The organism is Solibacillus ferritrahens (assembly GCF_037027585.1).
GTDB lineage: Bacteria > Bacillota > Bacilli > Bacillales_A > Planococcaceae > Solibacillus > Solibacillus ferritrahens.
Window position 1 is genome coordinate 1 of the sequence record NZ_JAXCLE010000034.1, and the last position, 12657, is coordinate 12657.

Here is a 12657-nt window from a genome sequence, read left to right on the forward strand (position 1 = left end):
CCGTTATTTTTAAAATAACATAAAAAATAGTGAAAATAACGGAAGGGATTTCCGTTATTGACCTAAAAAACATGAAATTTCAGGATTTTATTTAAAATAACGGTAAAACGTTCCCTTATTTATCCTAAAATGAGCTACATCATTTAAATAACGGTAAAATCTCCCCTTATTTTAGAATGGCAATTAAAAACTTAATAAGGCACTTTCTGTCCACTAAGGCGTTTTGCCCACTCAAAGTTGGTCGGATGCTTCAGTGCTTTTATTCCACCACTTTATAACGAGGGAAAATTTTCGGATTGGTGGACCTCGCAAAAGGCAATAAAGGCAGTGATAAAGACACGTATCACGTGGTTTTAGCGCTGTCTTGCCGTAGCCCACCAATCAATCAAGTGAAATTTTATTATAAAATCTTCCCCATGTTATGGTGATGAGACAATTTTTTTTAACTAAAATGTATAAAAAATAATAATCGACCTATACTATTAAAGATTTCACTTCCAATCCAACTGACTAGGAGGGTTAACCCGATGAGTGCGAATGATCGTCTCTAAAGGTTCTTCAAAACTGATTATAGCTTAAGCACAAATTTTCATTAGAAAATTAATGTGAAAGCGAGGCAGCGTGTCATGGAGGATGAAAAGTAGTAATCACATGACCTGGAATTTATATTCCAGGTCTCTTTTTGTATTCTGTGATTCATTAATTGCTGAGCGATCTTTAGGGTAACCAATAAAATATTCTATATGATCTGTAAATAGTTCTAATTGTACAATCCTTACGTAAATATAAAATAAGATTATTTTTGTTCTATTATTACTTTGAGGAGTGTAAAACATGAAAACTGCAATTGTGACTGATAGTACAGTTTATTTACCGCTTGAAGAACTTAAACAATATAATATACATGTTGTTCCGATTAACGTTCATTTTAATCATGCTACTTTTGAAGAGGAACTCACACTCAGCGTAGAACAATTTTACGAAATTGTACATACTACTAAGGAATTCCCAAAGACTTCACAACCATCTATCGGTAAATTTGTAGAACTTTATGAAAGATTAGGAAAAGAATATGATGAAATACTGGCAATCCATATATCAAGTGGTGTGAGTGGCACATACGATTGTTCGCTGCAAGCAGCCCAATTGGTCGACAATGTAAAAATCTCTGTATTCGATTCGGAAGTTGCTGCAGGTCCATTGGCGTCATATGTTATTGAGGCGGCTAAATTAGCTGCAAATGGCGCATCTGCCAAGCAAATTTTAGAACGGCTGGAAGATTTAAAAAAATCGCTGGATGCTTATTTTATTGTGGATGATCTCATCCATTTACAAAGGAGCGGACGGTTATCTGTTACGTCATCCGTGATCGGCAGCTTGTTGCAAATCAAGCCGATTTTGCATATAAAAGATAAAAAAATTGCTGTATTTGAAAAAGTTCGGACAAAAAGAAAAGCCGTATTGCGAGTAAGAGGCTTACTACAGCAAGCAGTGGAAACATATGGGGAATTGCAGGCTGTCATTATGCATGCGAATTGTGAGCAGCAAGGTCGCACATGGATGGAAAAGCTGCAAACCACATTTCCGACTGTCCATTTTAAACTCGCCTACTTCGGCCCATCCCTCGTAACACATATGGGTGAAGGTACCCTTGCAATTTCATGGATGAAAAAATAGATAAGGCCAGGACATAGTTCCGCTCATGCAAAAGAGAAATTGCAATGTGATCTGCAACTTCTCTTTTCTTTTATTTTTACTATGAAACCCAAATAAGCTTTTAAGAAATCCAAATTTCCGCTTGAAGTTGTTCGGAGTGAAGGCGGCGACTCCATGGGGACATGCACGTGGGAGAGACTACAGGCTCGAGCCGTGCCCCCAGGAAAGCGTCAGCCGTAACGGAGAACAGCGGCTACAAAGTAGACACTTAATAAAGTAGAATTTAATTTTAACGAGTTATATATTATCGCAATGTAGAAAATAACAACTACCAAATGTTATACTACTAATAGAAAAAGGGGGATTTATTATATGGAAAAAAGAAAGCGAACAATCTTTTGGATTATACCAATTGGAGTTATTGGTGTATTCTTTTACTTTTTTGGTCCGCAAAAAGCAGTTACTGATAATGACTATATTACATACATAAAAGCAACTCCAGTCATAGAAAATAGCACTATTACTACTGGAGATGCCTTTACAAATTATTGTGAAAAAAGCCGCTGGGAATATTTCCAAACGAAAATGATGGAGCATGTCGTTGAATTTAAAGGTGAATGTGAGTATGAAAATTCGGTTCAGCCCATCAATTTGCAGTACGTTGTTGAAAAGGGACAAACAGAATATCGCTTAGGTGCCATGCTAGTCAATGGAGAGCAGCAAACTGAAGAACAACGAACGGCTTTTTTAAATTTATTGCAATAATAGACCAAGTGGATGTGTCATAGCCTCCACTTTTTTTAATATGTCTCCCCTTTTCTCTGCTCCACTATCTTCCTGATTTTAGTAAATAATCGCTGCCGCCTTTTTTTTAGTGCCTCATAAGGAAGACCATATTTATCCGCAACTTCCTTTAAATTTAAGTCTTCAAGAAACAACGCTTTTAGTAAAAACTGTTCATCTTCCTTTAATTTACTAAACCATTCTGGCCACTCAAGACTAGGTTGAATAGCTGGCTGTTGCTCTACATTGGAATATACCTCTTCTTCCACAGAAATCTCACTTTCGCTCACATCAATCGATCTGGAAAGTTCCCGGGTAATTGCATACTTGACTGTCATATAGGCAAACATCGCGAATTCCCCTTTCGTTTTATCAAAGCTTTTAGCAGCTTTCCATAAAGCGATCCGCCCTACCTGCATATACTCTTCAAAATCACGGTAAATTTTCAACTTAAAAATAGCCTTTTTTATTAACTCTTCATGATCGAGAATAATTTGCTCGATTTCCTGCATAAATTCCAATCCTTTAAGCTGTGCACAACCAATATTCCTAGGTAGTACAAACTTAAAAAATTTCGAGAAAACGAGCAAAATGCAGTTTTTACGGAAATAGCACAAAATAAATAATAATTAGCCTAAAAATGCAGTTTTCCTCTATTAAAATCGTCTAAATCGATAATTTCTGCACAATTTTAAAATCGAAAATTTGTGTTGGTATTGACAAAAAACGGCCTATCATGCATGATGCTATTAGAAAAAGTAAAAGCATATTGAAGACGAGTAAGTGGCACTTGGCTAGACAAGAGAGCACATTCCATAGGCTGTAAGAATGGCATAGCAAAACCTACTGAACCTACTTCAACAAGCTCCTAAAAAATAGGCGCCGACTCAGCGTTATGAGATTAAGTGGGATGTATGACTATACATTCAATTTAGGTGGTACCACGGAAACTGCACTTTTCGTCCTAATTTCTAGGATGAAAAGTGTTTTTTATTTGTATGTCATTGGAGGCGTTTTTATGGAAAGAAAACGTGTTGTTGTAAAAATTGGAAGCAGCTCATTAACGAACACTAAAGGTGAGCTCGATTATGAAAAATTTCAGGACCATGTAGCGGCACTTGCAGCACTAAAACAGGCCGGTCATGAAGTTATATTAGTATCTTCAGGGGCAGTTGCAGCCGGGTTCAGAAAGCTGGGCTATTCCTCTAGACCCGTCACACTGAAAGGTAGGCAGGCAGCTGCGGCTGTTGGCCAAAGTGTTTTGATCCAAGCTTATTCAGATGAATTCGACACGTATAAGGTGACACCAGCACAAATATTATTAACCCACTCCGATTTTAGCGATAAACAGCGCTATAAAAATGCGTATGAAACTTTAACGGAGCTGCTGGAACGTTCAATCATTCCGATCATTAATGAAAATGACACAGTTTCGGTTGCTGAATTAACTTTTGGTGATAATGATATGCTTTCTGCTTTAGTAAGTGGTTTAATACATGCAGATCAATTAGTAATTCTGACGGATGTCAACGGATTGTATACGGCCAATCCCCTAACAAACCCGACTGCCGTACGGATAGATGTTATCGAGGAAATTACGGATGAAATGTTAGAATTTGCTTCCGGTTCCGGATCAAAGGTTGGCACTGGCGGTATGCGTTCAAAGCTGGCGGCAGCAAGATTTGCGACTAATGCCGGTGTAGATGTGTTTATCGGTACAGGATGCGGCTCGGAAAAATTAATTGAAATTTTAGAAAATAAAGGGGACGGCACTTATTTTAAATGTAATGAAAAAGCCATTCCCACGAATAAACAATGGGTAAAGCTGACAAAGTCTTCAGGTAAGCTATTTATCGATGAAGGCGCCGTAAAGGCCCTACAATTTGGCGGGAAAAGTTTATTGCCTGCTGGTATATATGCATTTGAAGGTCAGTTTGAAAAAGGTGATGTTGTTGAAGTTTATGACCGCCATACATGCATCGGACGCGGCGAAGTGATGTATTCGTCATCTGAATTAGAGCTCGCGATGGGTAAACAGACCGCTGACCTGATGCATGTACCAATTGAAGTTATTCACCGGAATCAATGGGTAAAAATATAAGGAGGTAGGATTATGACAAAAGTAATGGCAAATGAAGTTATTGAAAAAGGAAAGCGCGCTAAAAAGGCAAGCTACGAAACAAATGTAAAAGATACATCCGAAAAAAACAAAGCTTTGGAAAGTATTGCGCATCAGCTCTTGACTGACATGGACATAATCCTATCTGAAAATAGTAAAGATATAATTTCCGGAAAAGAAAATGGATTAGACGATGCCACACTTGATCGTATTCTATTAAATGAAACGCGTATCAAAGCGATGAGCGATGCCATCATCCAGCTTATTCAACTGAAAGATCCAGTCGGTGAAATCCTTGAGGAAATTACGAAAGAAAATGGTCTTCACATTATAAAAAAACGTGTACCAATAGGTGTTATCGGCATGATATATGAAGCAAGACCGAATGTAACAGTCGATGCTGCTACACTTTCATTAAAAACAGGCAATTCGGTTCTATTACGTGGAAGCTCTTCAGCGAAATATTCCAACATGGCCCTAGTTGCATCTATTCACCGCGCTTTAGAAGCAGTGAACTACCCTACCGATGCTGTATTGCTCATTGAAGATACGAGCCGCGAAACTGCAAAAGCACTATTTACATTAAACGAATATTTAGATGTTCTCATTCCACGAGGCGGTAAAAAATTGATTGATTTAGTAGTTCGCGAATCAACAGTCCCAGTTTTAGAAACAGGGGCCGGCAACTGCCATATTTATTTGGATATTTCAGCTAATGTTGAGATGGCCAAATCAATAGTGAAAAATGCAAAAACACAGCGCCTTTCTGTATGCAATACCGCGGAAAGTCTGCTTATTCATAAGGATTTTTTCAATATTCATGGGAAAGATTTTTTACATTTCCTGCATCATGAGCTCGGAATTAAAATTTATGGCGACGAGCATGTGTGTGAATTATTAAGTGACGCAATTCCTGCTGAGGACGAGCACTATGCTGAGGAGTTTCTTGATCTAACATTAAGTATAAAAGTCGTGGAAGATGTTTTCGAGGCCGTCCATCATATTAATCATTACGGAACAAATCATTCTGAGGCAATTATTACAGATAATGTACAAAATGCAAATGTATTTTTAAATTCTGTTGATGCCGCTGCCGTTTATCATAATGCTTCCACCCGCTTTACAGACGGCTTTGAATTTGGATATGGTGCTGAAATCGGCATTTCAACACAAAAATTGCATGCTCGTGGACCTATGGGGTTACCTGCATTAACTTCTACCAAATATTTCATTCATGGTAACGGTCAAATTCGACAATAATTGCTGTTTACAGAAAGTAGGTTCCCACTATGAATGTCGGCTCAATGATTAAGCTCACTATTTCTATGGCTATTTTCGGTTCCATTGGTTTTTTTACTACTCAGACAGGCTTACCTGCTGTGGAACTCGTGTTTATCCGCTGCATTTGCGCAACTATCTTTTTAGGAGCGCTCTGGCTAATAACTGGTGGACATAAAACAGAAGTTTGGGAAAGAAAAGAAGTATTAAAGACTTTATTATGCGGTATATTTATCGTCCTGAACTGGGTGTTTTTATTTAAGGCATTTGAAGCAATGTCTATATCGATTGCGATTTCCATCTATAATCTAGCACCTATATTTGTATTGATGTTAGGTTCTGTCTTTTTGGCGGAGAAAATGGGAATACGTTCAATTTGTGCGACAGTCATCTGTTTTTTTGGAAGCATCCTTATAGTTGGCATCGATAGTTTTACAAGTATTGCACAATTTATGAATTCCGGTTTTGTATGGGCATTGCTATCAGCGATATGCTATGCATTAACAATGTTTACGAGTAAAACGATTCAGGGCATGTCGTCCTATGCGTTAACTTTCATCCAAACCATTGTAGGGATCGTCATACTGTTTCCATTAAGTGATTTTACTGCATTTAATAATTTAACGAATACGAACTGGCTATATATACTCGGAACAGGATTTATTCATACTGGATTTGTCTACTACTTGTTTTTTGACAGTATACGAGATTTACCGACAGTTATTGTATCTGTACTTGTTTTTGTAGATCCTGTCGTAGCTATTTTACTCGATGCCATCTTCCTGTCATTCCGACCCAGCTTCTTGCAAGTAGCCGGTATTATACTTATTTTCGGCAGTATTTTTTATACCGTTCTTTATCCCCCGCAACATGCCGAAACTGTGAAGTCAAATAGTTCCTAAGAACAAAAGCGCTAAAGAGCCCGTTCAACTTCGAGTGGGCAAAACGCAACAACCTTATGGCATGCCCACAATGACTCACATCGTGTGAGCCTCAAGACGTTGGAGGGCCCGACGCAAAAGTAAAAGCGCCACCATTTTTGCACGGAGCGACCTAATGGTGCGAGGAGGTGGCACTTTAGCCTAGCCGTGGACAACATTTTATTTCAAAGTTATCCATAATGCCAAAATCTATAATTTCCTTAACAAAAATAAAACTCTAACTAGTAAGGTGAAGCATCACTCATACTAATTAGAGTTTTTTGTTATCTGAATTGAGCCAATTGTTTTGGAACCAATATTTTATCTGCAAACCAAATATCCTGAAGCTTCGATTTATCGCCGATAAAAATAACGACAATTTCAATCATTTTCAATTGTTTATACTGTGTAACAGCTTCCTTCCATTCTTCTTCCTGCGGGAAATTTTCAAACAATAGTTCATTGCATAACAAATAAACTTTTCCACCACTGCTATGTGATAGTCCAAGTTTCAGCAACGTAAAGGCATAATTAATTACACTTTTAAAATCAACTGGTTGCAGTTTATTATCATAAGTATTATTAAATCCAACATAATCATTAAAATCTATCTTTCCGTTAAGTGCAATCATTTCTTGGTCGATGCTTTGTGCAAAAGGCACATAAACAAAATTATGTTCATTTTTTTGCGAGAATTCAGCTACTGCCAATGCCAGTGCTGTTTGTAAGTTTATACTTTTTCTCATTGAAATATCTTTTTGAACGCAAAACACATATGTACTTTTAGAATCCAGACCAATCTTCAGAAATTGCTCTGACTGAAATTTCGATTTCCAGAATAACACTTCTGAAAAATGTTTCGATTCCAGGAAATCCATCATTTTTTTTAAATTCTCATTACTAATAATATCCCAAACTTTTTCACCAAATAACTGCTCTACCGCATGGGTTTCTTCTAATATTTCTTCAATGATTTGATCATATACTGTATTAAACTTATATAAATTTACATACCAGTTGCTTTGAACTTTTAACAGTATTTCCTGCTGTAATAATAGTTCCCCAGTTATAGCAAGATCGATGTCCGATGAGTATTCTTTTTTTATAGTTTCTAGCTTCAGCGTTTTACCAAGGGCTGTAATATAGTTTTTTTCAATTTTTTTTATTATATAGAGAGATATGAGAAACTTCTTGACTGAAGAGTTGGTTAAATATTCAAATTGCATTTTTTCCAAATTTCTAGAAGCAAAAAACTCCAGGATAAAAATTCGCCAATCCTTTAACCTCACGTTATCTTCAACGATATTTAGCTCATATTTTTGCCCTGTTTCGAAAAGCGACCATAAGTCATGGAAATATAAATAAAAATCACTGCTTTTTAAAAAAATACGATCTTCAAAGTAAGTGGAATACAATAATTTTAGTAATGCTTCCTTTCGCTCATTCTCCAAACCGCTCGAATTTTCCAATAATAACTCCATATTGCTTGAATCACCTTTCAATTTTTATAATATTAAATATATACTAATTTATAAAAAATTTCCATTTAATCTATAAAAAAACATTGGAACAAATTAAATAATACTGACTAAAATCCTATTTGTATTAACAATGGATAAAACGTAAAAAAGCGCCGCAAAATTGCGACGCTCATAGGCTTCTTTCAAACCTTTCCCACTAACATTTCACTTACGACTCTCTGTCATTTGCTTCCATACAGATCCTTTTGCCTCTTCCCCGCCTTCAATACGGGCTAAAGCCATTTTCGCCTGTAGCTTCACTTCAAATTCTTTATCCTCACTTGCTATTTTTAATGCGTCAATCGCCTGCTCTGTGCCGGCCTCATACAAATACATGGCTGCTCGCCAGCGTACTAGTTTATTTTTATCGCCGAGTGCTGCAATCATCGCCTGTTCAAATTCAGGTAATCCTAAATCACTCATACAGTCACCTGCTGTACGGCGAACAGCTGCACTTTTATCATTTAATGCCTTCGTTAAAGCAGGTACTACCGCCGCATCTTCAATCATCCCTAAATAAACTGTCGCAAGTCGGCGAACAGACATCTGTTCATCTTCTAGAGCTTTTTCCAATAACGGAATATCCTTCACTTCCGGATCTGGTAGTTGATCAAGTAGTTGGAAGCGTTGCTGCCAATCTTCCACTTGCTCATATTGTCCTAAAGACACTTCTTTTCTCTCTTGCGCGGCTGTTACCACTTGTTCATTGGCTGACTGGACAATTGTTTCAACACGATCTTGCGGATAAAGTGCATCTACTTCTTTCAACACTTCCTGTGCCACTTGTTCCTTATCTCCGTATCGAACACCAAAGTCCACCCATTTACGTTCGAAAATATAGTTTTCATCTGCTACGCTAAACTGAAGACGTTTAAATGCTGTTGTAAAACGGTCTCCTGCACTAATTCGTACTTCTCCTTCACCGTCAAATGCTTTAATTTGCAGCGGAATCGCTTTATACATTTGTACATGGACATTTACTTCACCGTAATGCTCATTGAGCTCAAACTCTGTGCTTTCAGTTGCCTCTCCACCAATAGCACGGCGAATATCGGCTAAAATATTTTCCCATGCATATTTGGCATTGCGTTCAATCGCCAAAAAGTTCGATACATGATAGATACCTTTTACGCCTTCCACGGCAAAAATGCTCTGTAACTCAGGTGAAGCTTCCACAATATTATCTTTCGTGTAATTAAAGCTTTTGCCAAATGGCAGATCCTGATCAATTATTACTTTCATTGAATTTGGGCTTGGTGTCGGTTCAATTGATAAAATTTTCATTTTTATGCTCCTATCCATTTACTATTTCGTCTAAATAGCTCCAACGCTCAATCAACTGTTCGTACTCTAAATTATTTTGTTCCAAATCTGCTGTCAATTTCTGAAGTATTGTAAAATCAGAACCCGCCGTCGAAATCTCTTCTTCTAAAAGCATTATCTTTTCTTCCATTTTTGCGATGGATTCTGTTATAGTTTCCCACTCTTTTTGTTCTTTAAATGACAACTTTTTCTTTTCATTTTTTTGCTTTTCTACTTTTGGCTTTTCCTGCTTTAATTCCTTTACTTCCTGCTGGAGCTCCGATTCTCGTTTCGCTAAGTAATCAGTATACACATCCAGACTTTCTGATACACCGCCCTTGCCATCTAAAATCCAAAGTTTTTTGGCAATACGGTCTAAAAAGAATCGGTCGTGACTAATTGTAATGACGACACCCGGGAAATTTTCGATAAAGTCTTCCAGCACGCCCAATGTTTCGATATCTAAATCATTTGTTGGTTCATCCAATAGCAATACATTCGGCTGCTCCATCAATAGGCGCAATAAATGCAGGCGTTTTCGCTCCCCACCCGATAATTTGCTTATCGGTGTCCCGTGGGAATTAAGCGGAAATAGGAAGCGCTCCAGCATTTGGGAAGCAGAATATCGTACACCTTCAGAATCCGTAATGTCATTGGAAGCTTCACGAATATAATCAATCATTCGCGCATTTTCATTCATCGGCGGCAATGTTTGCTTAAAGTGAAGAAGCTTCACTGTGGAGCCGACAATTACTTCTCCTGCATCAGGCTCAATTTCGCCTGCAAGCATATTTAATAGTGTAGATTTACCGTAGCCATTTGCTCCGATTATCCCTATTCTATCTCCTGACTGCAATAGGAATTGGAAGTCCTTAATAATAGTGCGATCTCCGTATGCTTTGGAAATGCCGTCAGATTCCAGCACTTTTTTTCCTAAACGCGTTGTCGCTAGTCCTAACTCTAAGTCAGTTTGGTCATTTGAACGGTCAATCGAATCGTCCAACGTTTCAAAACGCTGAATACGAGCTTTCTGTTTTGTCGTACGTGCTTTTGCGCCACGTCGAATCCATTTTAGTTCGGCACGATATCGATTTCTCATTTTTGCCTGTGATGCCGCGTTCATCTCTTCACGAATTGCCCGCGCTTCAAGGAAATCTCCATATGAACCAGTATGGCGATATAATGTTTTATCTGCCAGCTCGTATATATGAGTAGCCGTTTCATCGAGGAAATAACGATCATGGGTAATGAATATAACAGCCCCTTTTAATCGTGACACCATCTCCTGCAGCCATTCTGTAGATGCCACATCCAGATGGTTTGTTGGCTCATCCAATAGATAAAGGTCTGCTGGCTCAATTAATACTTTCGCCAATGCAACACGCTTTTGCTGACCACCAGAAAGCTCCGTTACATTTTTATCAAACATATCAATACCAAGCTTTGTTAACGCTTGTTTTGCCAATGCATTTACGTCCCATGCATTATCAGTATCCATTTGTAGCTGAAGACGGAATAGCTCGTTTTGCAATTTTTCTGATTGCGGATTTTGTGATAATGCCGCAACAGCTTCTTCATACGCACGGTTTAATTGTAAAATTGGAGAATCTCCATCAAATACCGCCTGCAATACTGTTATATCAGTTGAAAACTGGGGATCTTGCTCCAAATAGGCTATGCGGTATTTATTCGGGTGGTCAAAGTCCACTGTATCCGCATCCTGCTTTTTAGCCAGAATGGATAATAATGTAGACTTTCCTGTTCCATTAATGCCAATTAAGCCTGCACGTTCCCCTTCATATATTGTGAATTCAATATTTTGAAATAGCGTTTTATCGCCTACTGTTTTTGTTAAATTTGATACGATTAAATGACTCATAAAATCCCGTCTCTTTCTTTTTTTAGCTGATCTAAAAATTGTACCATATAGTTGTGGCGCTCTTCAGCCATTTCGCACCCTTTTTCTGTTACCATTAAATCCTTTAATAATAATAGTTTCTCATAAAAATGGGTCACACTTGCCGTTGATTGACTACGATACTGGTCTTCAGTCATTTGAAAACGCACTTCTTCTGAATCATCATACAACTTGCGCCCTTTTGCACCACCATATGCAAAAGTACGTGCAATTCCTACGGCACCTATAGCATCCAGGCGATCTGCATCCCGTACAATTTTCGATTCAATTGTTGTCGCCGGTAACTCATTGCCCCCATTAAAAGATACTTCTGCAATAACTGTTTGAATATGCTTTCTTTCTTCTGCTGTTAATTTCAGTTCATTTAAAATCCGCTCTTCGTTTGACTTGTCAGTTGTATATTTTGAATCACTTACATCATGTAGCAGTACAGATAAGCAAACTATTTTTTCATTTGCTGAAGGTTCAGTTTTTAAAATTGCCAATGCGTTATTATAGACACGCTCAATATGCTGGAAATCATGACTTGCATCCATTGATTCATATATTCCTTTTACAAGCTTTTCACATTGCTGTAACTGTTCTCTCATATATCATTCACCATTTCCAAATTAGATTATTTTACCTTTTCATTTTAACATGTAACACAATTCGTACATAAGTTATTAGCATGCCATTCTATAAGTTCCGCCTAAAAACTCTTTTCTCAATATAGGACTTAATGAAACTTTTTGTCAAAAATGTGAACATATCTATTGAATTATACAAATATTAAACATATAATAGCATTACAGAACCACAAAACAGAAAAAAGGGGTGTGTTATTTATGCAACGAATAATGCAAGCGGTTACACCAAATATGAATGAAAACCAACGAAAAGGCCTAATCGTCATTTCTCCAATACTAATCGGGTCAGTAGCCTATGGTGCAAGCGCAACTTTTATGATTGTGACTAACCTGTTCCAAATTATGTTTTAAAGGACTAAAGCCAGTGATTAATAATAATTTTCTAAACAAAAGAAACGCATTCGCATAATATTGAACTGAACCCTATTATGTAGACAGTTTAAAAAAAGCGATGTAGCAGTTTCTTATGCTGCAATTAGATGACTTCGGTAAGTTGCCGGAGTCATCTTTTTTAATGTCCATTGTTTTCTCG

11 protein-coding genes are annotated in these 12657 nt (G+C 37.5%); 6 read left to right on the top strand and 5 right to left on the bottom strand.

Annotated elements, in window-relative coordinates; translation table 11 throughout:
- Nucleotides 1–834 precede the first annotated feature (834 nt).
- Both SNE38_RS18505 and SNE38_RS18510 read left to right on the top strand, forming a co-directional pair.
- Complete coding sequence (locus SNE38_RS18505) at nt 835–1677, top strand: DegV family protein (RefSeq protein ID WP_191702989.1); 843 nt, start codon at nt 835–837, stop codon at nt 1675–1677.
- 351 nt (nt 1678–2028) lie between these two features.
- Nucleotides 2029–2421, top strand: coding sequence for a glucosamine 6-phosphate synthetase (locus SNE38_RS18510; protein WP_336047097.1), 393 nt, complete (start codon nt 2029–2031; stop codon nt 2419–2421).
- A 35-nt stretch (nt 2422–2456) separates the two neighbouring features.
- Here the strand turns inward: SNE38_RS18510 and SNE38_RS18515 are convergent, their stop codons facing one another.
- Entirely contained in the window at nt 2457–2951 is a 495-nt protein-coding gene (locus tag SNE38_RS18515; RefSeq protein WP_336047098.1) for a sigma-70 family RNA polymerase sigma factor, read from the bottom strand.
- A 506-nt stretch (nt 2952–3457) separates the two neighbouring features.
- On the opposite strand from SNE38_RS18515, the gene proB reads away from it, so the two are divergent.
- The 3 genes from proB to SNE38_RS18530 are packed head-to-tail and all read left to right on the top strand — an operon-like array spanning nt 3458 to nt 6738.
- Nucleotides 3458–4540, top strand: coding sequence for a glutamate 5-kinase (gene proB, locus SNE38_RS18520; RefSeq protein WP_191702986.1), 1083 nt, complete (start codon nt 3458–3460; stop codon nt 4538–4540).
- A gap of 12 nt (nt 4541–4552) precedes the next feature.
- Entirely contained in the window at nt 4553–5818 is a 1266-nt protein-coding gene (locus SNE38_RS18525; protein WP_225223682.1) for a glutamate-5-semialdehyde dehydrogenase, read from the top strand.
- 29 nt (nt 5819–5847) lie between these two features.
- The gene (locus SNE38_RS18530; RefSeq protein ID WP_336047099.1) at nt 5848–6738 is read left to right on the top strand and encodes a DMT family transporter; all 891 of its coding nucleotides are present in this window, start codon (nt 5848–5850) and stop codon (nt 6736–6738) included.
- A 302-nt stretch (nt 6739–7040) separates the two neighbouring features.
- On the opposite strand, the gene SNE38_RS18535 is transcribed toward SNE38_RS18530, so the two are convergent.
- From SNE38_RS18535 to SNE38_RS18550, 4 genes are all read right to left on the bottom strand, one after another.
- Complete coding sequence (locus tag SNE38_RS18535; protein ID WP_191702984.1) at nt 7041–8237, bottom strand: aldehyde dehydrogenase; 1197 nt, start codon at nt 8235–8237, stop codon at nt 7041–7043.
- 204 nt (nt 8238–8441) lie between these two features.
- On the bottom strand, nt 8442–9560 hold the full coding sequence (locus tag SNE38_RS18540; protein ID WP_336047100.1) for a virulence factor: 1119 nt from the start codon (nt 9558–9560) through the stop codon (nt 8442–8444).
- A 10-nt stretch (nt 9561–9570) separates the two neighbouring features.
- A complete protein-coding gene (locus tag SNE38_RS18545) occupies nt 9571–11457 on the bottom strand; it encodes an ABC-F family ATP-binding cassette domain-containing protein (RefSeq protein ID WP_336047101.1) in 1887 nt (628 codons plus the stop codon).
- On the bottom strand, nt 11454–12086 hold the full coding sequence (locus SNE38_RS18550; protein WP_336047102.1) for an HD domain-containing protein: 633 nt from the start codon (nt 12084–12086) through the stop codon (nt 11454–11456). The genes SNE38_RS18545 and SNE38_RS18550 overlap by 4 nt, the downstream gene beginning before the upstream one ends.
- Nucleotides 12087–12323: 237 nt before the next feature.
- Between SNE38_RS18550 and SNE38_RS18555 the strand changes: the two genes are divergently transcribed.
- The gene (locus SNE38_RS18555) at nt 12324–12476 is read left to right on the top strand and encodes a hypothetical protein (RefSeq protein WP_191702980.1); all 153 of its coding nucleotides are present in this window, start codon (nt 12324–12326) and stop codon (nt 12474–12476) included.
- Nucleotides 12477–12657 lie beyond the last annotated feature (181 nt).